Annotated in this window: 21 protein-coding genes; 5 read left to right on the top strand and 16 right to left on the bottom strand. The window is 69.0% G+C overall.

All coding sequences use genetic code 11. The annotated features are described in order from the left end of the window. Positions 1 to 3 precede the first annotated feature (3 nt). From rfbC (ABGB08_RS01815) to ABGB08_RS01805, 3 genes are all read left to right on the top strand, one after another. On the top strand, positions 4 to 552 hold the full coding sequence (gene rfbC / locus ABGB08_RS01815) for a dTDP-4-dehydrorhamnose 3,5-epimerase (RefSeq protein WP_347585447.1): 549 nt from the start codon (positions 4 to 6) through the stop codon (positions 550 to 552). A 15-nt stretch (positions 553 to 567) separates the two neighbouring features. Beyond that, positions 568 to 1470, top strand: a complete 903-nt coding sequence (locus ABGB08_RS01810) for a hypothetical protein (RefSeq protein ID WP_347585445.1) — start codon at positions 568 to 570, stop codon at positions 1468 to 1470. 264 nt (positions 1471 to 1734) lie between these two features. Continuing rightward, the gene (locus tag ABGB08_RS01805; protein ID WP_347585443.1) at positions 1735 to 3375 is read left to right on the top strand and encodes a DUF4082 domain-containing protein; all 1641 of its coding nucleotides are present in this window, start codon (positions 1735 to 1737) and stop codon (positions 3373 to 3375) included. Here the strand turns inward: ABGB08_RS01805 and ABGB08_RS01800 are convergent. From ABGB08_RS01800 to ABGB08_RS01750, 11 genes are all read right to left on the bottom strand, one after another. Then, entirely contained in the window at positions 3338 to 4675 is a 1338-nt protein-coding gene (locus ABGB08_RS01800; RefSeq protein WP_347585441.1) for an O-antigen ligase family protein, read from the bottom strand. The genes ABGB08_RS01805 and ABGB08_RS01800 overlap by 38 nt on opposite strands. A 7-nt stretch (positions 4676 to 4682) precedes the next feature. Then, positions 4683 to 5417, bottom strand: a complete 735-nt coding sequence (locus ABGB08_RS01795; protein ID WP_347585439.1) for a hypothetical protein — start codon at positions 5415 to 5417, stop codon at positions 4683 to 4685. Positions 5418 to 5475: 58 nt separating this feature from the next. Beyond that, a complete protein-coding gene (locus tag ABGB08_RS01790) occupies positions 5476 to 6339 on the bottom strand; it encodes a hypothetical protein (RefSeq protein ID WP_347585437.1) in 864 nt (287 codons plus the stop codon). Positions 6340 to 6574: 235 nt separating this feature from the next. Next, positions 6575 to 7444, bottom strand: a complete 870-nt coding sequence (locus ABGB08_RS01785) for a glycosyltransferase family 2 protein (protein ID WP_347585435.1) — start codon at positions 7442 to 7444, stop codon at positions 6575 to 6577. Between the two features lie 21 nt (positions 7445 to 7465). Next, positions 7466 to 8971 (bottom strand): oligosaccharide flippase family protein, encoded by a 1506-nt coding sequence (locus ABGB08_RS01780; protein ID WP_347585433.1) that lies wholly within the window; start codon positions 8969 to 8971, stop codon positions 7466 to 7468. Between the two features lie 9 nt (positions 8972 to 8980). Beyond that, complete coding sequence (locus ABGB08_RS01775; RefSeq protein ID WP_347585430.1) at positions 8981 to 9997, bottom strand: hypothetical protein; 1017 nt, start codon at positions 9995 to 9997, stop codon at positions 8981 to 8983. Then, positions 9994 to 11232 (bottom strand): DUF4910 domain-containing protein, encoded by a 1239-nt coding sequence (locus ABGB08_RS01770; protein WP_347585428.1) that lies wholly within the window; start codon positions 11230 to 11232, stop codon positions 9994 to 9996. The genes ABGB08_RS01775 and ABGB08_RS01770 overlap by 4 nt, the downstream gene beginning before the upstream one ends. 5 nt (positions 11233 to 11237) lie before the next feature. Then, a complete protein-coding gene (locus tag ABGB08_RS01765) occupies positions 11238 to 12263 on the bottom strand; it encodes an SDR family oxidoreductase (RefSeq protein ID WP_347585426.1) in 1026 nt (341 codons plus the stop codon). A gap of 2 nt (positions 12264 to 12265) precedes the next feature. Then, entirely contained in the window at positions 12266 to 12913 is a 648-nt protein-coding gene (locus ABGB08_RS01760; protein WP_347585424.1) for a PIG-L deacetylase family protein, read from the bottom strand. Further along, the gene (locus ABGB08_RS01755) at positions 12910 to 13689 is read right to left on the bottom strand and encodes a sugar phosphate nucleotidyltransferase (RefSeq protein WP_347585422.1); all 780 of its coding nucleotides are present in this window, start codon (positions 13687 to 13689) and stop codon (positions 12910 to 12912) included. The genes ABGB08_RS01760 and ABGB08_RS01755 overlap by 4 nt, the downstream gene beginning before the upstream one ends. Beyond that, the gene (locus tag ABGB08_RS01750; protein ID WP_347585419.1) at positions 13686 to 14891 is read right to left on the bottom strand and encodes a class I SAM-dependent methyltransferase; all 1206 of its coding nucleotides are present in this window, start codon (positions 14889 to 14891) and stop codon (positions 13686 to 13688) included. Before ABGB08_RS01750 ends, ABGB08_RS01755 begins: the two co-directional genes overlap by 4 nt. Positions 14892 to 15097: 206 nt before the next feature. Between ABGB08_RS01750 and rfbC (ABGB08_RS01745) the strand changes: the two genes are divergently transcribed. Together rfbC (ABGB08_RS01745) and ABGB08_RS01740 are read left to right on the top strand one after the other, a co-directional pair. Further along, entirely contained in the window at positions 15098 to 15685 is a 588-nt protein-coding gene (gene rfbC / locus ABGB08_RS01745; RefSeq protein ID WP_347585417.1) for a dTDP-4-dehydrorhamnose 3,5-epimerase, read from the top strand. A gap of 2 nt (positions 15686 to 15687) precedes the next feature. Next, complete coding sequence (locus tag ABGB08_RS01740) at positions 15688 to 16536, top strand: glycosyltransferase family 2 protein (RefSeq protein WP_347585415.1); 849 nt, start codon at positions 15688 to 15690, stop codon at positions 16534 to 16536. Here the strand turns inward: ABGB08_RS01740 and ABGB08_RS01735 are convergent. From ABGB08_RS01735 to ABGB08_RS01715, 5 genes are all read right to left on the bottom strand, one after another. Beyond that, positions 16503 to 18464, bottom strand: coding sequence for a WecB/TagA/CpsF family glycosyltransferase (locus ABGB08_RS01735; protein ID WP_347585413.1), 1962 nt, complete (start codon positions 18462 to 18464; stop codon positions 16503 to 16505). The genes ABGB08_RS01740 and ABGB08_RS01735 overlap by 34 nt on opposite strands. A gap of 30 nt (positions 18465 to 18494) precedes the next feature. Further along, positions 18495 to 19343, bottom strand: coding sequence for a dTDP-4-dehydrorhamnose reductase (gene rfbD / locus ABGB08_RS01730; protein ID WP_347585411.1), 849 nt, complete (start codon positions 19341 to 19343; stop codon positions 18495 to 18497). Beyond that, positions 19340 to 20299 (bottom strand): dTDP-glucose 4,6-dehydratase, encoded by a 960-nt coding sequence (gene rfbB / locus ABGB08_RS01725; RefSeq protein ID WP_347585407.1) that lies wholly within the window; start codon positions 20297 to 20299, stop codon positions 19340 to 19342. The genes rfbD and rfbB overlap by 4 nt, the downstream gene beginning before the upstream one ends. Positions 20300 to 20375: 76 nt before the next feature. Next, positions 20376 to 21443 carry a glucose-1-phosphate thymidylyltransferase gene (locus ABGB08_RS01720; protein ID WP_347585405.1) on the bottom strand — a complete coding sequence of 356 codons (1068 nt, stop codon included), beginning with the start codon at positions 21441 to 21443 and terminating at the stop codon, positions 20376 to 20378. A 2-nt stretch (positions 21444 to 21445) separates the two neighbouring features. After that, on the bottom strand, positions 21446 to 22897 hold the full coding sequence (locus tag ABGB08_RS01715; protein ID WP_347585402.1) for a sugar transferase: 1452 nt from the start codon (positions 22895 to 22897) through the stop codon (positions 21446 to 21448). Positions 22898 to 23065: the final 168 nt, after the last annotated feature.

Raw genomic sequence — 23065 nt, 5'->3', positions numbered from 1 at the left:
CACGTGAGAGTGGAACGCACCACGCTGGACGGAGTGCTGCTGTTCGTGCCGACGCCGTACCGGGATGAACGCGGGCTTTTCACCCGGACCTTCGATGCGGCGATCGCGCAGAAGGCCGGGCTCGACCCCGCCGCGTTCATCCAGGACAGCCAGTCCCGCTCGCGGCAGGGCGTGGTGCGCGGCATGCACGGCCGGTCCGGGCGGGGCGAGGCCAAGCTGGTGCGCTGCGCGCGCGGCGCCGTGTTCGACGTGCTGGTGGACGCCAGGCCGGATTCGCCCACCTTCGGGCAGCAGACCTCGGTCCGGCTGGACGACGAGTCCTTTCTTACTCTGTACGTCCCGCCGGGCTTCCTGCACGGCTTCCAGGCGCTCACCGAGGTGACCGACGTCTGCTACCGCATCGACAGGGAGCACGACCCGAGCGAGGATTTGGCCGTCCGTTTCGACGACCCGGAGCTGGGTATTGGTTGGCCGCTCCCACCGTCGATGATCAGCGATCGGGACCGCACCGCGGGGTCGTGGGCTAATCTGCGGGAACGCCTGACCACCTGAACTGAAGAGGCACGAATGAGACGAGTCCCCCTGCTGGCGGTCTTCTCCGTGCTGCTCGCGGCCTGCACCCAGGCGCCCCCGGCGCCGCCGGTGGCCGAGCCGACGCCGACGGTCGTGCCCTCGGTGACCGCGTCCCCGTCGCCGACCGGGCCGTGCCCGAACCACCCCACCCCGGCCTGTACGGGAGTTCCGCCCGGCACCAAACTCCGCAAGCTCAAGCTGAACGAGGACGGCGAGGCGTACCGGGTGCGTAAGAAGGGGACCGTGCTCGACGGCGTGCACATCCCCGGCGTGCTGCTGATCCACGCCGAGAACGTGGTGGTGCGCAACAGCCAGATCGACGGCTACGTCTCCAACCTGGACGGCGAGAAGTCGTTCGCGTTCCGCATCTCCGACTCCACCGTCGGCCCGGCCAAGGGCTGCCTGACCATGCCCGCGGTCGGCTACGCGCGCTACACGGCGGAGCGCCTGCACCTGCGCGGCAACTCCGACGGGTTCCGGGCCTCGGGCGACGACATCGAGATCCGGGACTCCTTCGTCTTCCTCTGCTCCAATCCGGACGACCACTCCGACGGGATCCAGGCGTACAACAGCGGCAAGGGCCTGATCTTCGACCACAACACGGTCGACCAGCGGTTCGCCAAGGACATCACCGCACCGATCTTCCTCACCGACGCGGGCCAGCAGGACATCACGCTCACCAACAACCTGATCATGGGCGGCACGTTCAGCATCCAGGTGCGCAAGGCCGGCGGCAAGATGATCGTCACGGGCAACCGGCTGGTGGACAAGTCCTGGGTGTACGGCCCGGTCGACTCCGAGTGCCCGCGGATCGACTGGCGGGACAACACCCTGGTGACCATCGACAAGGACTACACGATCACCGGCACGGTGGGGCCACTGGAGTGCGTGGGGTAACTGGAATATGGCAGTACCAGAGAGCAATTTGTGACTCGCCGGATAGATGTCACTTCGTGATATTCCAGATGAATTTTCGCGAAAACGATGCGCGGTCGTTATCGAAGCCGACAGAATTGCCCCAGGAAGTCGATCACATCGGGGCATGAGGAATGGCGCCGAGCAGTGTGGAGGTCCGCAGACATGGCAGGTATGCACGCGCCACGTCACGGCAGACGGAGAAAACCCAAGTCCACGCTACCCACGGGACGAGCGCCCTGGACCATGGTGTCGGCACTGGCGGGGACCCTGCTGGTCGTGGGCATCCCGGTCACCATGTTCTCCAACCGCGATCAGCCGCCTCCGGCCGGCTCGGTCAACGTGGCCGACACCAAGCCGGTGCTGGTCACCGAGGCCAGGGAGAGCAGCCTCTGGTCGCTGGACACCGAGGTCAGCGCCCCCACCCGCAAGGACAGGTCGCGCGTCGAGCTCGGCACCCGCTTCAAGGCCGGGCAGAACGGCCTGGTCACGGGCATGCGCTTCTTCAAGGCGCGCGGCGAGCGGGGCAAGCACACCGGCAGCCTGTGGAACTCCCGTGGCGTGCGGCTGGCCCAGCTGACGTTCACCGGGGAGACCCCGTTCGGCTGGCAGGAAGCCCGCTTCAGCGCCCCTGTACGGGTGCGCGCGGGTGAGACGTACACGATCTCCTACCACTCCGACAACGGCACCTACGTGGGCAACGCGGGCTCTCCGTCGATAACCTCGGGTCCGCTCTCCACCCCGGCCAGGCGCGCCGGCGTCTACAAGTACGGCCGCAGCGGGTTCCCGAACCAGGCCAACCCCAGGAACTTCAACTACTGGGTGGACGTGATCTTCCAGTGGAACGAGTTCACCTGGAAGACGCCCACGCCGACCCCGGTCCCCGAGGCTCCGGCGACGAACCCGCCCGCGACGGTCATCCCCTCCGCCGGGCCGCCGGTGGCGCCGAGCCCCAGCCCGAGCCCGGAGAACTCCGACCCGGTCGTGATCACCCCGACCCCGACGCCGACCGTCACGGAGACGCTGACGCCCACCCCGACCCCCTCGCCCACCCCGACGCCGACGCCGACCCCCAGTCCGAAACCGACGCTGACGGTCGCCCCCGAGCAGCCGGTCCCGGAACCGGGCGTCTGCGGGAGCGAGCATCCGACCCCAGCCTGCGCCGGCGTGCCCGCGGGCACCAAGCTGACCAAGCTCGGCAACGGCTTCTACCAGGTGAAGACGGACGGCACGGTGCTGGACGGCGTGCACATCACGGGTGACCTGCTGATCACCGCCAACAACGTCGTGATCAAGAACAGCCAGATCGACGGCGGCGTGGTCGGCGAGCAGGACAACAAGTTCTACTCCTTCACCATCACCGACTCCACGGTCGGCCCGGCCACCGGCTGCCTCACCGACCCCGGCATCGGCGACGCCCTGTACACCGCCACCCGGGTGCACGTCCGCGGCCACGGCGACGGCTTCCGCGCCTCCGGCGACAAGATCGCCATCAGGGACTCCTACGTCAAGCTGTGCTCCAGCCCGGGCGACCACTCCGACGGCATCCAGTCGTACGTGGCGGGCAAGGGCCTGATCTTCGACCACAACACGGTCGACCAGCGGGACGCCCGGCACATCACCGCCCCGATCTTCCTGACCGACCCGCGCCAGGTCGACATCACCCTGACCAACAACCTGATCATGGGTGGCACGTTCAGCATCCAGGTCAAGAACGCCAAGGGCACCCTGATCGTCCGCAACAACAAGCTGGTCGACAGGTCCTGGGTGTACGGCCCGGTGGAAGCCGACTGCGCGGTCATCGACTGGCAGAACAACTCCCTGGTCACCATCGACCAGAACTACAAGATCACACGGACGGTGGGTCCGCTGGACTGCCAGCTCTAAGGTTCGTGGCAGCTCTGACGCTTCTGAGCAGCGATCCGGCCGCCCCGATCAGCAGGAACGACAGCCCGGTGACGGTGGCGAAGGACAGCAGGTCGAAGGTGGCCGCGCCGATCAGCGGGACCACCAGGCAGGCCGTCAGGGTGAGGCCGAGGTCACGGGTGGCCGGGTCCGCGCTCAGGAAGCGGGCCCGCAGCCCGGAGTACATGGCGACGACGAACATGGCCACGATGCTGGCTACCCCGATCACGCCGGCCTCCAGCGTGGACAGGATGTACTGGTTGTCGAAGACCTGATGCTTCGGGGCGTACCAGGTGGAGACGCCGCGGCCGAGCCAGAAGTGTTTGGTGATCTCGTGCCCGGCGATGGCGTAGTCGTGCAGCCGGTAGCGGATGCTGTCGTCGCTGCCGAAGTTCGCGAACAGCCCCCAGATGGCGCTGACCAGGCCGGGGACCAGCAGCCGCATCGCGACCAGGAAGCCCAGGCTGACCAGGATCACCGTCTTGCGTTGTTTGGCCGACCAGCCGAAGAAGAGGATCGCGCCGACGCCGATGATGCCCAGCATGGCCGAGCGGGAGACCGAGAACATCAGCCCGGCGCCGATCAGGGCCGCGCACGTCCACCAGCGCCACTGCGGCTCGCCGTTCTCGCGAGCCCGGAACCCGAAGTGCGCGGCCAGCGGCAGCAGCATCGCGCAGACCACGCCGAACTCGATCGGGTGCCCCATGGTGGCGGCCACCCGGCGGAACTCCGAGCGTTCGAGCACGAAGGAGTCCTCGGAGGTGTACCGCAGGATCGGCAGTTCGAGCAGCCGGGTCGGGTCCCAGGCCAGGATGAACTGGCACGCCCCGACGACCGAGACCACGGCCCCCATCACCACGAGCACCTTGAGCAGCAGGTTCAGCCGGTCCACCCCGCGCACGCCGTCGCAGATGAGCAGGGCCAGACCGACGTGGGCGAGGATCAGCACGAGCGCGTGGTCGGTCAGGTTGAGCTCGTCGGCCGGCAGGTAGCCCCAGGTCGCGTAGCCATAGGTGGCGAGCATCGCGGTCAGGTAGACGAACACCGAGGTTCGCACCGGAGAGCGGCCCTTGGCCATGCTCAGACCGGCGCTGAAATGCGCCAGCAGCCAGCACAGACCGAGCGTGAGCGCGATCACGTCGGCGAGGGTGAGGGAGAGCGGCAGCCCGCGGAGCACCATCCGGGCCGGGATGATCATTAGGGCGACGACGAAGAACGCGGTGATGGTCGCGCCGTCGGCCCGCTGCCGCAGCGCGGAGTCGGGGAGAGCGGTAACGGTCATGGGGGTGTCAGCGCCTCATCGCCGGTTCATCTGCTCGCTGTCTGGCTCGGGGAACCCCGAGGACGGGTTCGGCCGACGCCCGGCTCGCCCGGCGACGGCGGCGCGCGGCGGCCATGCTGTCGACCGCGAACGCGGCGCACAGGCTCGCGATGGCGCCCACCGCGAGGGCGACCAGCACGGCCCGCAGCTTGCGGCCCTTCTGCGCCTCTGGCTTGGTCGGCGGGACCGCCTCGTAGGTCGTGATGTAGGTGGCCGCCGGTGCTTTCAGGCCCTTCTGCCGGTCGACCAGCTCTTCGTTGGCCTTAGCGATGAGCCGCGCCACGATGTCCCGCGCGCCCTCCGGCGTCAGGCTCTCGCCCTGGATGAACACCAGCGGTCCGGTGGCCAGTGACTCCAGGTTGTTCTCGCCGTTGCTGACCTCGTAGTCGGTGTCCGAGTCTTCCAGCACGCCCAGCTCGCGGGAGGTGTCGGAGGTGTTCAGCGCGGCGATGATGATCGAGGCCGACACGCTCAGCCCGTGGTCGAAGTTGAGCAGCGGGTTGGTGAGCGGGTTGGGCGAGTCCGCGTGGGTCGGAAGGCTGCCGCCCGAGGGTGGCAGGGTCAGCGCGAGCACCGCGCTGGAGACGTAGTACGTCGGCACCGTCGAGTAGATGCCGAACGCGGCGGCGACGGTGGCCCCGAAGACGGGCAGCACGACATACCAGCGCCGGAACACGGTGAGGACCGTCCCCCAGAAGTCCATGCGCTTCCTTCCGGACGATGAGTGGACATGCGGGGATCAGACCCCACGTAATGATCCGCTATTGGTTGCTGGCGCGGTCGGACAGGCCGCCGTTGACCCGCAGGACCGGGTCGTCCTCGACCGAGACCACCTTGAAGCTCTGGGTGTCCTCGGCGGGCGAACCGTCCGACTCGTCCGTGCTGCTGTAGACGACCACGACCAGATCGTCGTTGTCCAGGGAGTCGCCGGTTTTGGTCCGCCACTTGCTGTCGCTGCCGTTGACCGGTTTGAGCGGCATCGCGGGCGCGATCGCCGGCCGGAACGCGGGCCGGTAGGTGGGTTTGATCGGCTCAGGGTACCTGCGCCGGGTCGCCCGCAACTGGACCACCGCGTAGGCCAGGCCGAAGCCCAGCAGCAGCGTCACGGCCAGGGCGCCGCCGGCGGCCATGACCTTGGGCGTGAGCAGGATCTCGGGGGTGGAGGCCGGCACGGCTTCCGAGACGTCGATATAGGTGGACTTGGGGGCTCGGAGCGCCTGCTGCCGCCGGGTCAGCTCGTCGCGGATGAACTGCTGGGCACGGCGGGTCGTGTCCAGCACCCGCGCCGGGGTGTCGCTCTCGACCTCGATGTAGATGAAGGGGCCGCTGGTGCTGATGCCCATCAGGTCGGGGTTGGACCGGCCGTCGTCGACGATCATCTCGGTCGGGCCGCCCTTGACCACGCCGACGCTGGACCGCACGTCCACGCCGTTCATGGTGAGGATCAGGATGCCCGCAGTCGTGCGCAGCCCGTCGTTGAACTGGAGCAGCGGGTTGGTCAGGCCCTGCGGCTTGGTGGGGTCCGATGGGAGCGTTCCACCGGCCGCAGGCGTGGCCAAGAACATGGCCGACGTCGACATATAGCGCGCCGGCACCATGAACCACGCCGTGGCCGCAGCGGCCACGGCCAGCACGATGAGAGGAGGCCCGATGGACTTTCTTCGAACGAGCCGAAGAAGCGTCCTCCAGAAATCCATGTTCCCCGCCCTCTATGCAGACCCGGGGTGTGTCAACCCCGGCAACTTATAGATACCAATAGCACCTAGCGGACAAGTCATTACAGAACGCACCCTCTTCGGATGGTACGTGGGGCATTCTGTCGGACACCAGTCCCGTGCGTGCGCCAAAGCCGTAACGGGATCATCGCCCCACCGCCATCCGGACCAGCCTGCGACCCCGCCGAGCTGCCACCCGCTGCTGACGCCGCAGGTACATGCGGTAGACGGCCGCCCGAGCACGGCGACGCTGCTCGGGGGTGAGCCCGGCGTGCGAGGTGGCCCACTGCAAGGTTTCCCGGCACTGCAGGGCGGTCGCGAACCGTGCCCGCCACGTCGGGACGTCCAGCCGACGGGCGATTTCGGTCATCTGTTCGGCCTTCCAGTGCCGGTGCGCGAGCACCTCGGGCACGTGCCCCCAGGGACCGGCCAGCGCCAGCTTGGTGGCGAAGACCTCGTCCTCGCGGAGCATGTTGCGGCGCGGGATGGCGGCGACGGGCTCGCGGCGCATCATCGCGTACAGCGGGTCGATCTGGAGGTAGCTCTCGTTGAGCAGGCGGAGCATCTCTTCGAACCGCTCGACCGGGTCGTCGGAACGCAGGCCCGTGCCGTGGTACTCGCCGACCTCGGTGCTCCCGTCCGCCGTCGTGTACGACAACTGCGTCGTCACCAGGATCAACCGCTCATCGGCGGCGAACTCCCGCAGGGTACGGGAGACGAACGCGGGCTCCAGCCGGTCGTCGTCGCCGATCCACCGGAAGAACGTGCCCCGGGACTCCTGGATGACGTGCATGAAGTTGTTGAACAGCCCGATGTTCTGGGGCTGCCGGTGATACTCGACCCGGGAGTCGGCGCGGGCCAGCTCCCGGGCGACACCCTCGGTGCCGTCCGTGGACGCGTTGTCGGAGATCACCAGCTGCAGCTCCTGGTGATCCTGGGCGAGCACCGACCGGACCACGTGCTCCAGTCGATCCTCGGCGTTCCGCACCGGAAGTCCGATGGAGACGAGAGACATGACACTCCTTAATACGGATATTTATCGAGATCGGCCGGGGATGAGGTCGCCGACTTTGCCGCCCAGGTCCTTCAGGACGGCCCCGGGGACCACGATCAGGACATAGGTCAGGATCCCTGCTCCGCCCGCCACGATCAACTCCACCAGAGGCCCGTGGTCCACCAGGTACGCCACGAAAACGGTCGCCCCGCAGGAAACAGCTCCGCCAAGCAGTGGCCGTACCAAAGCAGGAAATATCGGCCCGAGCCGGACGCCAGCCCGGTGCAGTGCCCAGGCGGCGAGCGGCAGGCCGACCAGCGTGGCGGCGGCCAGGTGGCCGATGGCCGCGCCCCGGATGCCGTCCAGGTGGGTGCCGACATACACGGCGGGCACCAGCGCGATCCCCGTGCCCAGGTTCATCCACATGGTGGCCTTGGCGGCGCCCTGCCCGGTCAGGATGTCGAACGCGAACGAGGTGACCATTCGCACGATCATCAGCACGCCGAGGAAGCGCAGCACGCCGGCGGCCTGGTCCCATTCCGGTTCGTAGAGGAACGCGATCAGCGGGTGCGCCAGCGCGACCATCACCACCGAGATCGGCAGGATCGCGGCCACCAGCAGCGGCACCGAGCGCTGCACCCCGAGGGAGAGCGACTCGGAGTCGTTCTCGGCCAGGCGGGAGAAGCTGGGAATGGAGACATAGCGGATGGCGGTCCCGATCAGGCCGGGCACCCAGCTGGACACGTTGAACGCCAGCAGGTAGTAGCCGTTCGCCTCGACCCCGTGCACGGCGCCCACGATGATGAAGCCGACGTTGAGCAGGACCGCCTCCAGGCCGGTCCCGGCCGCGGACGGCAGGCCGAACCGGAGCAGCTGGGAGGCGATCGCCCGGTCGTAGCCGAGCTTGAACGGCACGGCGGCGGAGAAGAAGATGATGATCCCGGTCACCACGGAGGCCGAGAGCTGCCCCCAGGCGAAGCTGTAGGCGCCGGCGCCGTTCATGGCCAGGGTGATCGCCACCGCGGCGTTGACCACGAAACCGGACAGGATGGCCTTGGTCAGCTTGTCCTGCTCGAAGCGGCGCAGCAGGGCGGCGGCGCGCACGGCGGTGACGGCCTCGACCAGGATGACGGCGGTGAGGATCCGCACCACCGGGGTCGCGTCGGCGCTGCCGGCCAGTTCGGCGAACATCGGCGCGCCCGCGTAGAACAGCAGGTAGAGCAGCACGGCCGAGATGAAGGAGAGCACGGTCGCCGTCGGCGCCATGTCCTCCAGCTTGCCGCGCCACTGCACGGTGGCCGCGATGATCCCGATGTCCTTGATCGTCATCACGAACTGGGTGGCGGCCAGCGCGATGGCGTAGATGCCGAAGTCATCGGGATCTATCAGGCGCACCAGGACAAGCCCCATCAGGAAGGACCCGCCCCGCAGCACCATGTTGCCGAGCAGGCTCCAGCGCAGCCCCCTACTCGCCTGACGGCCGATTAATCCGACGTGCTCGGCCGCCTCGTCCTCCCCCGCCAGCTCTGTGTCCGGGTTTCGTTCCATGGCGTTCGCCTAACTCACAGGGAGATCCTCAACCCGCTCCAGCCAGATCTCCCGCCAGAACGGCACGAATTCCCGGGGGCAGTTGAGGTTGTAGACACCACTACACACGATTCCGTCGAGGACGATGCAGGGGTTTTTCATTTGCAACATTCGTCCGGTCGGCTCGTCGATGCACTGGTCCACCCGCGCGACCACCCGCGCGGTCTGCCCGCAGAACCGGGCCATCTCCTCCTCAAACCCCATCCCTCGGTTGAGCTGGTCTTTGTTGAGGGTGCGCAGGATCTCGGCCTTGGGTTTGATCCGGACCAGCTCGCCCGGCTGGAGGTCGAGCACCGCGGTCGGGGTCTGGCCTTCGACGAAGCCGCGCACGAATCCCCAGCGCAGGCCGCCCTTGATCCACAGCCAGCGGGGCAGGAAGCGCTGGCTCAGTTTCTGGAAGCGGTTGAAGGCGCCGACGAGCATGCCGCGGAGGGTGGTGAAGATCCCGGCGTTGCCGCTGCGCACGTCGATCACGTACTGCTTCATGTCGGTGAACGGCACGCAGGTGGGCGCGGCGCGCAGCAGCTCGGTGGACTGGCAGGAGAACCGCTCCTCGCCATCCGGCCCCGGCTCCTTGCGCGTGTTGACCTCCAGCAGCGGCAGCATGCGCTCCGGGCGCGGGGACGGCTCGGTCGGCTCGGTGCCCGGTTCGACGCGCTTGAGCCAGGCTTCCTTCCAGTAGAGCGTGCACGCGGTCTGGCAGCCGCCGTGCGCCTCGCCGCCGCAGCGAGTGCCGGTCAGGTGAACGGCACGTTCCATTTTCCGCAGACCGGTCCTGCTGATGGTGTCGCACAGCTTGTGCGCCACCTTGTGCACGGTGAGCCGCTGTCCGACGAAGCGCAGCATCTCCGGCATGAAGGGCAGGCTGTCCAGCTCGCCCTTCTCATCCAGCGTCGCCAGGATCTCGGCTTCGCTGCGCACCTCGACCAGGTCGCCGACCTTGAGGTGGAGCACCTCAGGGTCGGCAGTCCTGAACCGCGTCGTCATGCCATCTCCTTGAGTAGTCCCGCGTCGTGCAGTGCCTGAGCGGCTTCGGCCATGGCCCCAAACGGCAGGCCGGCCCGCTCGGCGATGTCCAGCAGGGTGTGGTCGCCGTCCGAGAGGTTGAGCACCCACAACATGGCCATCTGGAGTTGCTTGGTGTCGCTGCGGCCGCCCAGGGAGCCGTAGAGGCCGCGCTTGCCGAGCTGGGGTTCGCCATACGGGCTGAGGTTGACGTAGCGGCGGTTGCGTTCCAGGACCTGGACGATCTCCCGGCAGACGGCCAGGGTGTCGGCCATCGCCTCGCTTGAGACGAATTCCAGGTTGTCGGCGGACGTGTGGTACTCGGGGTAGCCCGCGTAGGTGGTTCTGGTGAGCGAGCCGACGCCGAGGTTGAAGCCCGGCGAGCAGAACTGGCGCTCGTCGTAGCCGTAGGGGGTGAAGTCGAGAATGGTGTGTTCTCGATCCTTCAGCACGTGCGCGGCCACTTGATCGATCTCGGAGCCGCGGCGGCTGCGCTTGTAGGTGAGCGAGCCGCGGTCCCCGGCGCAGGCCAGAGTCCAGCCGTGCTTGATCCGGTCGGTCTGGTTGCGGGCCAGCCAGGTGATCGACCCGATCGTGCCGGGCGCGAACAGGAACCGGTAGGTGTACCAGGGGTCGACCAGGCTCTTCGCCAGCTCGACCGCCACCGCGATCCCGGCCAGGTTGTCATTGGCCAGGGACGGATGGCAGGTGTGGCAGGAGATGATCACCTCGTCCGGCACCTGTCCGGGCACCACGTATTCGCCGTAGGTGAGGTGCCCGTCTTCGAGCGTGGAGTCGATCAGCACCTCGTACGGGCCCTCGTCCATGCCGGCGAGGGTCTCCTCCGACAGGCAGAACCCCCACGTCTCCGCGTAGTAGCTGGTCCGGTAGGGCACCAGCGACGGCTGGTCGGGCAGCGTGTGCAGGTGCGGGCGCAGCTCCTCCAGCGACATCGTCGCCGACACCGGCACGCTGTAGCCGAGCACGTGCAGGTTCGACGCGCCGAAGTCGACGACCCGGTTCCCGCTCGCGTCTTTTAGGTACGCGTCCCGGATGTTCCACTCTTTCGGAATCGTCCAGTCGAGAACCTGGGTGCCGGTCGGCACCTCGTGCACCTCCAGCGGGATCGACTCGCCGATGATCTCCAGCGTGCGCCGCACGCCGTCGCCGGTGATGCTCCGGCAGATCGGGTAGAGCCGTTCCACCAAGGCGTACATATCGGTCATGACACCGGCCGGAGTGTGCCGTCGATGGTCCCCGCCGACTGCCGGTCCGCCAGCCGGGCCAGCCGGGTGAACTTGCGGTGGAAGTCATGGTCGGTCAGCCCGAACTTCTCGTACGCCTCGGCCAGCTCGGCCGCCCCCGCCTTGACCGTCCAGCGGGCCTGGTAGTCAGGCAGCGCCGCGCGGATCCGGGAAAAGTCCACCCGGTAGGAGCGCGGGTCGGCCCCGGCCTCGCCGGTGATCACCAGCCGGGAGCCGGGCACGGCCTCCACGACCTCCTCGGCGATCTGGGCCACGGTGAGGTTGTTCTGCTCGGTGCCCACGTTGAACGCCTGCAGGTGCACGGCCTCGATGGGGGCCGACAGCACGTGCGCGAACGCCTCGGCGATGTCGAGCCCGTGCACCAGCGGGCGCCACGGCGTGCCGTCGGACATCACCTTGACCTCGCCGGTGAGCAGGGCGTAGCCGACCAGGTTGTTGAGCACGATGTCGGCGCGCAGCCGGGGCGAGAAGCCGAACGCGGTGGCGTTGCGCAGGAACACCGGGGTGAAGCCGGAGTCGGCCAGCGCGACCAGGTCGTCCTCGACTCGCACTTTCGACTCCGCGTATGGCGTGACCGGCCGCAGCGGGGCGTCCTCCCCGACCAGCCCGTCGCCGCCGGAGGTGCCGTAGACCGAGCAAGTGGAGGCGTAGAGGAACCGCCTGACCCCGGCTTCCTTGGCCAGGCGGGCCAGCCGGACCGACGCGTGGTGGTTGATGTCGTAGGTGAGCTCGGGGGCGAGCGACCCCAGCGGGTCGTTGGACAGGGCGGCCAGGTGGATCACCGCGTCCACGCCGGACAGCATGTCGGCGCCGACATCCCGCAGGTCCACCGGGAGTCCCGGCGGGTCAGCGGGGGCGGGGCCCAGGACACAATCGGCGAACAGGCCCGAGTCCAGGCCCACGACGTCGTGTCCGGCGGCGGTGAGCACCGGCGCCATCACCGTGCCCAGGTAGCCCTGGTGGCCGGTCAGCAGCACGCGCATGCCTAGCATCCTCCAGTCAGATCAACGGTCATTTTGGCCACGTGGAAGGCCTCCGCGTAGCGGGCGTTGCATTCGATGCCGCGGATCCGGGCCAGGCCGAGGAAGGCCTCCCGGTCGTACCACGGCCGGTGCCGCTGCGAGCCGTAGTGGCGTTGCAGCAGGTCGACTTTGGCTTCGGCGAGCTCGGGGGTGAGCGGCTGGTAGACCGACGGGCGGCCCAGGTCGCCGTCCCATTTGACGATCTCGTAGCCGAAGATCTGGTGGGCGCGGAACGCGGTCGGGACGAGTTTGGCCAGGCCGCGGTGGTCCTGGTGGGCGTCGCCCGGGTGTGGGGCGAAGATCAGGTCGGGGTCGGTGTCCGACCGCAGCCCCTCCACCGCCTCCTTGGCCTCGTCCCAGTGCGCGGGCAGGCGTCCGTCGGGGATCTTGCCGATGGTGATGCGCAGGTCCGCGCCGGGGCAGAAGGCGGCCAGGGCGGCGCGCTCCTCGTCCTCGCGGGGCGTGCCGCCGCCGGAGAGGATGAGCGCGTCCACCTGGACGCCCGGCCGGGCGGTGCAGATCGCCAGCAGGGTGCCGCCCGCGCCGATGGCGATGTCGTCGCAGTGCGCGGCGAGCGCGGCGATCCGCTGCGGGCCGGTGTGCTTGATCATCCGCTCCGCTCCCACAGGGCCCACGGGCGCTCGCCGCGTGAGTACGCCTCGTCCAGGGCGATCCGCTCCTTGACCGTGTCGGTGGGCTTCCAGTAGCCGCGGTGCCGGTAGGCCATCAACCGCCCGCGCTTGGCGAGTTCGGCGCAACCGTCCGCGACAAGGTCCCCATTCTCCGGGATGTGGTCAAAGACCTCCTGCCGAAGCACGAAATATCCCCCGTTTGCCCATAATGGCATTTCGGAGATGGGGGTGATGCCCTCCACGTCGCCGCTGTCACCCACCTCGATCGCGTGGAAGGTCGCCGGGGGCGGCACCACCAGCATCGACGCGCCGGCGTCGCTGGCGGCGAACCGGTCGATGATGTCCGGCAGCGGCGCGTCGGTGAGCACGTCGGCGTAGTTGGCCAGGAACATCTCGTCCCCGTCCAGGTAGTCGCGCACCCGGCGCAGCCGCTCCCCGATCGGGGAGTCGATGCCGGTCTGCACGAACGTGATGGACCAGTCCGAGATGTCGGTGGACAGCAGCTCCACCCGGCCGGAGCGGAGCACGAAGTCGTTGGACGTGGTCTCCCGGTAGTCCAGGAAGAAGTCCTTGATGTGCTGCGCGCCGTAGCCGAGGCAGAGCACGAACTCGGTGTGGCCGAAGTGCGCGTAGTACCGCATCACATGCCAGATCAGCGGGCGCGGGCCGACGAGCTGCATCGGCTTGGGGACGTCACCGGGGGTGCCGCTACGCATCCGCGTGCCGTACCCACCGCAGAACAGGACGACCTTCACACGATCTCCAGGGTCGGGATGGGGAAGACCAGGCGGCCGCCCCACTCGTGGACGTAGGACAGCTGCTCGGACAGCTCCGTGCGCAGGTTCCACGGCAGCACCAGAACGTAGTCCGGTTTGTCCAGAGCGATCTGCTCGGGGGCGTGGATCGGAATCCGGGTGCCGGGGGTGAACCGGCCGTGCTTGTACGGGTTGCGGTCCACCGTGTAGGCGAGCAGGTCGGGCCGTACCCCGCAGTGGTTGAGGAGGGTGTTGCCCTTGCCGGGCGCGCCGTACCCGACGACGGTCTTGCCCTCGGCGGCGGCGTCGATGAGGAAGCGGAGCAGGTCGCGGCGGACCCGGGCCACCCGGGCCGCGAATTCGGCGTAGCCGGAGAGCTCGTGCAGCCCGGCGGCCTTCTCGCGGGCCAGGATCTCTAGCACACGCAAGCCGGGCTCGCCGGACGGGCGGGCCCACAGCCGGATGGAGCCGCCGTGGGTGGGCACCAGCTCCACGTCCACCAGCGTCAGGCCGCCGCTGGCCAGCGCGTTCTGCGCGGAGGCGACGGTGTAGTACTGGAAGTGCTCGTGGTAGATGGTGTCGTACTGGTTGAGCTCCATCAGCGTGAGCAGGTGCTGCACCTCGATGGAGACCCAGCCGTCGTCGGCGACCAGCGCGCGCAGGCCCTTGGTGAAGCCGATCACGTCGGGGATGTGCGCGTAGACGTTGTTGGCGACCACCAGGTCGGCGGGGCCGTGCTCGGCCCGGACGGCGGCGCCCGTCTCGGGGCCGAGGAACTCGGTGACGGTGGGCACGCCCTTGTCGCGGGCGGCCTGGCCGACGTTGGCCGACGGCTCGACGCCCAGGCAGCGGATGCCCTTGGCGACGACGTGCTGGAGCAGGTAGCCGTCGTTGCTGGCCACTTCGACGACGAACTGCGGTTTCAACCGTTCCACAGCCGCGTCGACGAACTCCCGCGCGTGCTCCACCCAGGAGGTGGAGTAGGAGGAGTAGTAGGCGTATTCCGTGAAGGTCTCTTCCGGAGTGATCAGAGCCGGGATCTGGGCCAGCCAGCAGTCGGTGCAGACCCGCAGATGCAGCGGGTAGGTGACTTCCGGCTCCGCGAGCTGATCGGCGGTGAGGAACCGCTCGCACGGCGGGGTGGCCCCAAGATCGACCACGCTCACCAGGCTCGCCGAACCGCACAGTCGACAGGCTGTCATCTCCACACTCCTTGCCGCGCACCCGCACGGGTCGCATGTTTCTCGGACGTATCAATGACGCGGCTGGGATTGGAGTGGTTGGCAGACAATCTGGACTCCCCCCAATGAATCAGAGCCTGCTACCTAAGATTCGGGCAATAGCCACTAATCGTTACATCTAGCCTGGTCAGCCTGGTTACCGGCCATTTTGTGGCATGCTGCGCGGCATGGAACCTCTCAGCATCGATGGAGCCTGGTCCTACAGCCCCCGCATTCACCGCGACCCCCGGGGCGACTTCCTGGAGTCTTACCGGGCCGGTGAGCTGGAGTCGGCCACCGGACGTCGGCTGGACCTCGCGCAGGTGAACTTCTCGGTGTCCCGCAAAGGGGTGCTGCGCGGGATCCACTTCTCCGACGTGCCGCCTGGCCAGGCCAAATACGTGACCTGCGTGGCCGGGGCGGTGCTGGATGTGGTGGTGGACATCCGGGTGGGTTCGCCCACGTTCGGGAAATGGGAGACCCTGCGGCTGGACGATGTCACCCGCACGGGCGTATACCTCGCGGAGGGGTTGGGGCACGGGTTCCTCGCGCTGACCGAGCAGGCGGCGGTGAGCTACCTGTGCTCGACGCCGTATGCGCCGGGGCGGGAGCACGGGGTTCACCCGCTCGACCCGGCCCTGGGGATCGACTGGCCGCTGGACTCCGGCGCGGTGCTGTCGGACAAGGACCGGGACGCGCCCACGCTCCAGCAGGCGCGTGCGGCCGGTCTGCTGCCGGACTACGCCACCTGCCTGGCGTTCACCAAGGGGGCCTGAGCATGATCAGCATTGTGATCCCGGCGCACAACGAGGAGCAGGTGCTCGGGCGGCTGCTCGCCGCGCTGCTCTCCGACGCCGAGCCGGACGAGTTCGACATCGTGGTCGTCGCCAACGGCTGCTCCGACGGCACCGAGGCGGTCGCCGCGGCGCACGGCGTGCGGGTGGTGTCCACGCCGGTGCCGTCCAAGCGGGAGGCGCTGCGGTTGGGCGACGAGGCCGCGCGCGGCTTTCCGCGGATGTACGTGGACGCCGATGTCGAGCTGGGCACGGCCGACGTGCGCGCGCTGGCGGCGGCCTTGCGGGACGCGCTGGCGGCGGCTCCGGAGCGGGAGCTGCCGATGGCCGGGCGGCCGTGGGTGGTGCGCCGGTACTACGCGCTCTGGAGCCGGCTCCCGCACGTGCGGGACGGGCTGTTCGGGCGCGGCGTGATCGCGGTGAGCGAGGAGGGCAACCGGCGGCTGCGCGAGCTCCCCCAGGTCATGGCCGACGACCTGGCCGCCTCGCACGCGTTCACCCCGGCCGAGCGGGTGGTGGTGCGGACCGCCTCGGTCCGGATCCAGCCACCTCGCACGGTGGGCGACCTGCTCAGGCGGCGGGTCCGCGCGGCCACCGGGGTCGGCGAGTGGGAGCGCAACTCGACCGTCACCGTGCGGACCAGCCCGCGCGACATCCTGGCCATCGTGCGGCGCCGGCCGCTGCTCGCCGACGCCGCCGCCGTGTTCCTGGCGGTGACCGTGCTGGCCAGGCGGCGGGCCAACCGGGCGATCAGGTCAGGCGACTACACCACCTGGCTGCGCGACGAGAGCAGCCGCGCTCAGGACTTGCCGGGCTCGAAGAGCCAGGCGTAGAGCAGCCAGCCGAGCTCGTAGGGGCGGCATTCCCGATCGATCGTGACCGGCGGGTAGAGCCGGTCCAGCGTGCCGAGCCTGGCCCCGGAGCTGGCCCGGGTGGCCACCGCGCGCAGCCCTCGCACGATCTTCTTCGGGTCGGCCCTGGCCGCCTTCCGCCAGGTCAGCGCCAGCTCCTCGTCGATGAGGGACTCGCTGGACTCGGGCCGCTCGGTCATCCAGGCCAGCCCCTTGGAGATCTCCGCCAGGTACGGCGTGCCGCCCGCGTCGGCCAGATCCAGCAACGCCATCGGCGCCATCGCGAGCTGGTGCACGCTGTAGACGGGGTATCCCTCGACCACCGACCCCGTACGCGCGTCGTAGTGCCACCACCACTGCCCCTGCTCGCCCTGCGCGGTGCAGATGCCCGACGCGACCCGCTCCGCGGCGGCGAGCGCCTCCGGGTCGCCGACGGCGGCGTGTAAGCGCGCCAGCGCCTGCAGCGGGTAGACCTGGTCGGCGAAGCAGCCGACGTGCGCCCGGTACCAGGGCACCAGCGGCCCTGACCCTTCGCCGAGCACATGCCGGTAGAGCCGGTCGGCGGACAGCCCGGCCAGCAGCCGTTCCCGCGCCCTGGCCAGCCGATGGTCCCGCACGCCCGCCGCCACGTAGGCCGCCAGCGCCCAGGACGCCTCCACCGTGTAGACCTGCGGCGCGGCGCTGTGCTCCTCATCGAGCTTGGTCAGCGCCTCCAGCGCCACGTTCAGCCGGGGATGCCCGGTCTCGGCCGCGGCCCAGCAGCTGAGCGCGGCGTCGCCGAGCCCGCGGACCTGGGGTAACCCGTCGATCAGGTGCCCGACCAGGTCGAGGGCGTTCTCGCCGTTGAGTGCCTCCCGCTGCCTGTCCTCGGGGAGGGTGGCCACGCCGAGCGCGACGATGGCCGTGTAGCGCACGCTGCGCCCTTCGGGCACGGCGGTCCAGGTTCCGTCGGGCTGCCGCGCGCCTCTGCGGGTGAAGACGAACTCGCCGTCGGCGTAGCCCGGGGGCAGGCCGCGGATGGCCAGGTTCACCATGCCTGGCAGGAGGTCGGCGCCGGACCCCAGCTGGGCGATGCGGCGATGCGGTGTCACGTCGTATTCCTCCGTTAACAGAACAGGGGCGCGTTCGTGGATGGGGGGACGGTTCCGGTGGAAGAGCTCGCCGGCGACCATGAGGATGAACTTTCCGTTGGTCTTCAGGTAGCGGGGAGCCAGCCGGACCGGTTCCTGGAGCGTGCGGTAGAGCCACTCCAGGCCCAGCCGCTGCCAGGACTCGGGGGCGCGGCGGGTCCAGCCCGCCAGCACGTCGAAGGAGCCGCCGACCCCGTGGATGACCTTGGCCCGGGTCAGCGCCCCGAACTCGCGGATGAAGATCTCCTTCTTGGGCGAGGAGATGCCGAGGAACAACATGTCCGCGCCGGATTCAGCGATCTCGGCGGCCACCTCACCGGAATCCTCGATCGCGAAGTAGCCGTCCCGCGCGCCCGCGACGGCCAGGCGGGGGAAACGCCGCTGGATCTCCGCCAGCATGGCGTGCAGGACTTCGGGCTTGGCTCCCAGGAAGTAGGCGCGGAAGCCGCGCTCCTCCCCTTCGGCCAGCAGCCGGGTGAACAGGTCGATGCCCGCCACCCGCTCGGGGAGGGGCTGGCCCAGCACCCGGGAGGCCCAGACCACCGACTGGCCGTCCGCCAGCACCAGGTCGGATTCGATCACCGAGCTGGCCAGCGCCGGGTCGGTCCGCATGTTAACGATCTTCGCGGCGTTCACGACGCCGATGGCCAGCGGCTGCTCCTGGTCGATGGCGGCGACGCAGCGGGCCAGGACCTCGTCCATGGTCAGCGCGTCCAGCGGGGTGCCGAGCAGGTAGCGACGCCGGGGCTCGGGGCGTACCTGTCCGGGGAGCGGGATCATGGGGCGTCACCGGCTTCCGTCATCGTCATGTCAGGTGGTCTCGGTCAGGGTCGGCCAGGCCGCGCGCAGTGCCTCCTGCCAGTCGCGCATGGGCTCCACGCCGGCGACTGCCCAGGCGTCGTGGCCGAGAACACTGTAGGCGGGGCGGGGTGCCGGGCGGGGGAATTCCTTGGTCGTCACCGGGCGGACGCGGTCGGGGTCCTGGCCGAGCAGGGCGAAGATCTCGCGGGCGTAGCCGTACCAGGTGACCTGGCCGGCGTTGGTGCCGTGGTAGATCCCGGCGGGGGCGTCCGCCAGCCGGGTGAGCTGGGCGGCCAGGTCGCCGGTCCAGGTGGGCTGGCCGAGCTGGTCGTCGACCACCGAGACCTGGCCGTCCCCGGCCGCCAGCCTGATCATGGTGCGGGCGAAGTTGGGGCCGTGCGCGCCGTACAGCCAGGCGGTGCGGACCACCGTCCCGCCGTAGGCGAGCGCGGCCCGCTCTCCGGCCAGCTTGGTCCTGCCGTACGCGCTGAGGGGGCCGACCGGGTGATCCTCCGGATAGGGCTTGGTGCCCGTGCCGTCGAAGACGTAGTCGGTCGAGAGGTGGATGAGCCGGGAACCCCGGGCCCCGCAGGCCGACGCCAGGATCTCGACCGCCCGGCCGTTGATCGCCAGGGCCTCGTGCTCGTCGGTCTCGGCGGCGTCCACGGCCGTCCAGGCGGCGCAGTTGACCACCACGTCAGGACCGAGGTCGCCGACCATGGCGTGCACCCGGGCCTTGTCGCGCAGGTCGAGGTCGGCCCGGGTGACGCCCTCGACGATCTCGTCGCGTTTCCGGAGCAGGGCGACCAGGTCGGTGCCGAGCATGCCGCCCGCGCCCGTGACCAGCCACGTCGTCACGGAAGCGGCTCCCACCAGGAACGATTGTCGGTGTACCACTTGACGGTGGCGGCCAGCCCTTCGTCAAAGGACACCTCGGGCGCGTACCCGAGCGCGCGCAGCTTGGCGTCGTCCAGCGAGTAGCGGCGGTCGTGACCCTTGCGGTCGGTCACCCGCCGGACCATGTCGTCGGAGGCGCCCAGGATGTCGAGCAGCCGCCGGGTCAGCTCCAGGTTGGTCAGCTCGGCCGTGCCGGCGATGTGGTAGACCTCGCCGGGCTCGCCGATCTCGGCCACCAGCTGGATGCCCGCGCAGTGGTCGTCCACGTGGATCCAGTCCCGGATGTTCCCGCCGTCGCCGTAGAGCGGCACGGTCAGCCCGCGCAGCAGGTTGGTGATGAACAGCGGGATGACCTTCTCCGGGTGCTGGTAGGGCCCGTAGTTGTTGCCGCACCGCGTGATCGACACCGGCAGCCCGTGGGTCACCGCGTACGCCCGGGCGATCATGTCCCCGCCCGCCTTCGCCGCCGAATACGGCGACCGCGGCGCCAGCGGCGCGCTCTCGTCCCACGACCCGGTCTCGATCGAGCCGTACACCTCGTCGGTGGAGACCTGCACCACCCGCCCGACCTCCGCCGCCAGGCACGCCTCCATCAGCGTCTGCGTCCCCAGCACGTTGGTACGGACGAAGTCCGCCGCCCCGTCGATCGAGCGATCCACATGCGACTCGGCCGCGAAGTGCACCACCACGTCATGCCCCGGCACCACCTCGGCCAGCAGCTTGGCGTCGCACACGTCACCGTGGACGAAGTCGTACCGGCCTTCGACGGAGGTGAGATTGGCCAGGTTGCCGGCGTACGTCAGCCGGTCGAGCACCGTCACCGAAGCCCCGGCGAACGCCGGATACCGCCCGGCCAGCACCTGCCGGACATAGTTTGATCCAATGAACCCGGCGCCGCCGGTGATGAGAAGCCTCACGTTGATATCCGCACCCTCTGGTTCGTGCACTTCCCCAACGGATATATCGACTCCCCAGCGGGCGCAACGGTTGACATCAGGTGCTGATCTGGACCTTGCTGTGATCTCCGAGCACCAGCCGGTGCGCCTTCGGCGTCGCGGGCGCGGGCGTGACCTCCACGTCATGGCCGATCAGCGACGCCTCGATCCGGTGCACGCCGGAGATGGAGGAGCGCGGCAGCACGATCGAATATTCGATCTCGCTGCGATCCACGGTGCAGTCGGCCGCGATCGAGGTGAACGGGCCGACGTAGCTGTCCTGGATCCGCGCGCCGGAGCCGATGATCGCCGGGCCGAGGATGCGGGACCGCTCGACCACCGCGCCCTCCTCCACCACGACCCGCCCGATCAGCTCGCTGGCCGCGTCCACCGTGCCGTCGATCCTGGGCTCCACCGACTCCAGCACGAGCCGGTTGACCTCCAGCATGTCGGCCACGTTGCCGGTGTCCTTCCAGTAGCCGGAGATGACCGAGGACTCCACCCGCTGCTTCTCGTCGATCAGCCACTGGATCGCGTCGGTGATCTCCAGCTCGCCCCGCCAGGACGGCTTGAGTTCGGCCACCGCCTGGTGGATGGCCGGGGTGAACAGGTAGACGCCGACCAGGGCCAGATCGCTCTTGGGCGTGCTCGGCTTCTCCTCCAGGCCGACCACGCGGCCGGACCCGTCCAGCTCGGCCACGCCGAACTGGCGCGGGTCGGCGACCTGGGTGAGCATGATCTGCGCGGCCGGGCGGTCCTGGACGAAGCGTTCGGTGATGCCGTTGATGCCGCCGACGATGAAGTTGTCGCCGAGATACATGACGAAGTCGTCCTCGCCGAGGAACTCGCGCGCGATCAGCACCGCGTGCGCGAGCCCCAGCGGGGCCTCCTGGCGCAGGTAGGTGACCTCGACGCCGAACCGGGAGCCGTCGCCGACGGCCGCCTCGATCTCGGCGTGGGTGGCGCCGACCACGATGCCGATCTCCCGGACCCCGGCCGCCGCGATGGCCTCCAGGCCGTAGAACAGGACCGGCTTGTTGGCGACCGGGACCAGCTGCTTGGCGGAGGTGTGGGTGATCGGCCGGAGCCTGGTGCCAGATCCTCCGGCGAGCACGAGGGCTTTCACAGCTAGTAGGCTCCGTTTCCGTTCTTCATGACCGACCACGTCTTCCACAGGATCTGCAGGTCCAGGATGAGCGACCAGTTCTCCACATACCGCAGGTCCAGGCGGACCGACTCCTCCCACGTCAGGTCGGAGCGTCCGGAGACCTGCCAGAGGCCGGTCATGCCGGGCTTGACGACCAGGCGGCGCCGCACGTCCTCACCGTACTGGGCGACTTCCTCGGGGAGCGGCGGGCGCGGCCCGACCAGCGACATCTCGCCCCGCAACACGTTCAGCAGCTGCGGGAACTCATCCAGCGAGAACCGCCGGAGCACCGCTCCCACCCTGGTCACACGTGGATCGTTCCGCATCTTGAACAGCACGCCGTCGAACTCGTTGTCCTCGTGCAGCTGCTGCTTGAGGCGTTCGGCGTCCTGCACCATGGTGCGGAACTTGAGCACCCGGAACTCCTTGCCGCCGCGCCCGATCCTGGCCTGACGGAACAGCGCGGGGCCCGGGCTGGTGCTGCGGATCACCGCGGCGATGGCCAGCATCGGGATGGCGGCCACCAGCAACACGGCGGAGGCGAGAACCTTGTCGAACAGGTTCTTCATGATGTGCTTGGTGCCCTCGAACTCGGGGTGTTCGACGTGCAGCAGCGGCATCCCGGCGACCGGGCGGATGCTGATCCGGGGACCGGCCACGTCCATCAGCGCGGGGGCCACGAACAGGTCGGTCTTGGCCGCCTCCAGGCTCCACGCCATCCGCCGCAGCGCGGAGCCGTCCAGCTCCGGGCAGGCCAGGATGGCCACCGAGTCGGCGTCGGTCTTCAGCACGACCTCGTCCACGTTGGTGAAGTCGCCCAGCACGGGCACGCCGTCCACGTCGAGATTGCTCCCGTTGGGCAGGCAGGCCGCGACGATGCGCATGCCGTGGTGCGGCTGGCGGCGGAACTGCATCACCAGGTCGAGCACGGCCTCGCGATGGCCCACCGCGACGACGTTGCGGACGTAGTGGCCGTCGCCACGACGGCGGTGCAGGTGCTTACGCATGCGATACCTGAAATACAAGGTCAGGAAGAGGGCCAGCGGGAACATCGCCATCACGAAGCTGCGCGCGATGGTGGTCTGCGTGGCGTAGGCGCCGATGGCGACCGAAGCCGTGAGCCCCATACCCCCCGTGAAGACGGCCCGAAATTCGTCGGTGCCCTCTCCGTGCACCCGTTTTCGGTAGGCTCCGGCGATCGCCATGGCGATCGGCCATGCCAGGGCCAGGGATAAGCCCAGGAACGCCTCGTATTTCGGAATCCATGCTCCGAGCCACAGGCGCACGCCGATGACGGTCTCGCACGCGATCATCGCGCAGGCCAGGTCTCCGGCCAGCAGGACGCGCGCGTACGTTCGGGTCCAGATGCTGGGCGCAGTCCGGATCTTCTGCTCGGGAACGCCCGTAGCGGACGTCTGAAGCCCCACCCTCATGACACTCCACCTGCTGCCTCGTTGTTCGCAATGAACAAGACGCGCACCCCGTCCGGTTGGTTGACCGCTTTCTCTGTTACACCAGGAGAGGGGGGTACCCGAGGTAAATGTTAAAGATCGAAACCTTACAAGGGAACGATCACATCTGTCCACAATCGGCCGAAACCG

Origin of the sequence: Acrocarpospora sp. B8E8 (assembly GCF_039871605.1) — a bacterium.
GTDB classification, from domain to species: Bacteria; Actinomycetota; Actinomycetes; order Streptosporangiales; family Streptosporangiaceae; genus Acrocarpospora; species Acrocarpospora macrocephala.
The sequence above is the reverse complement of the archived record's forward strand: the minus strand, read 5'-3'. Positions and strand labels throughout refer to the sequence as shown.

Excerpts from the sequence above, each read along its gene's own strand:
- ABGB08_RS01735 (WP_347585413.1), bottom strand. The coding sequence starts at position 18,464 with ATGATCCCGCTCCCCGGACAGGTACGCCCCGAGCCCCGGCGTCGCTAC.
- ABGB08_RS01810 (WP_347585445.1), top strand. The coding sequence starts at position 568 with ATGAGACGAGTCCCCCTGCTGGCGGTCTTCTCCGTGCTGCTCGCGGCC.
- ABGB08_RS01805 (WP_347585443.1), top strand. The coding sequence starts at position 1,735 with ATGGTGTCGGCACTGGCGGGGACCCTGCTGGTCGTGGGCATCCCGGTC.
- ABGB08_RS01775 (WP_347585430.1), bottom strand. The coding sequence starts at position 9,997 with ATGACGACGCGGTTCAGGACTGCCGACCCTGAGGTGCTCCACCTCAAG.
- ABGB08_RS01760 (WP_347585424.1), bottom strand. The coding sequence starts at position 12,913 with ATGATCAAGCACACCGGCCCGCAGCGGATCGCCGCGCTCGCCGCGCAC.
- ABGB08_RS01740 (WP_347585415.1), top strand. The coding sequence starts at position 15,688 with ATGATCAGCATTGTGATCCCGGCGCACAACGAGGAGCAGGTGCTCGGG.
- ABGB08_RS01770 (WP_347585428.1), bottom strand. The coding sequence starts at position 11,232 with ATGTACGCCTTGGTGGAACGGCTCTACCCGATCTGCCGGAGCATCACC.
- rfbC (WP_347585417.1), top strand. The coding sequence starts at position 15,098 with ATGGAACCTCTCAGCATCGATGGAGCCTGGTCCTACAGCCCCCGCATT.
- ABGB08_RS01795 (WP_347585439.1), bottom strand. The coding sequence starts at position 5,417 with ATGGACTTCTGGGGGACGGTCCTCACCGTGTTCCGGCGCTGGTATGTC.
- ABGB08_RS01785 (WP_347585435.1), bottom strand. The coding sequence starts at position 7,444 with ATGTCTCTCGTCTCCATCGGACTTCCGGTGCGGAACGCCGAGGATCGA.
- ABGB08_RS01800 (WP_347585441.1), bottom strand. The coding sequence starts at position 4,675 with ATGACCGTTACCGCTCTCCCCGACTCCGCGCTGCGGCAGCGGGCCGAC.
- ABGB08_RS01765 (WP_347585426.1), bottom strand. The coding sequence starts at position 12,263 with ATGCGCGTGCTGCTGACCGGCCACCAGGGCTACCTGGGCACGGTGATG.
- ABGB08_RS01750 (WP_347585419.1), bottom strand. The coding sequence starts at position 14,891 with ATGACAGCCTGTCGACTGTGCGGTTCGGCGAGCCTGGTGAGCGTGGTC.
- ABGB08_RS01780 (WP_347585433.1), bottom strand. The coding sequence starts at position 8,971 with ATGGAACGAAACCCGGACACAGAGCTGGCGGGGGAGGACGAGGCGGCC.
- ABGB08_RS01715 (WP_347585402.1), bottom strand. The coding sequence starts at position 22,897 with ATGAGGGTGGGGCTTCAGACGTCCGCTACGGGCGTTCCCGAGCAGAAG.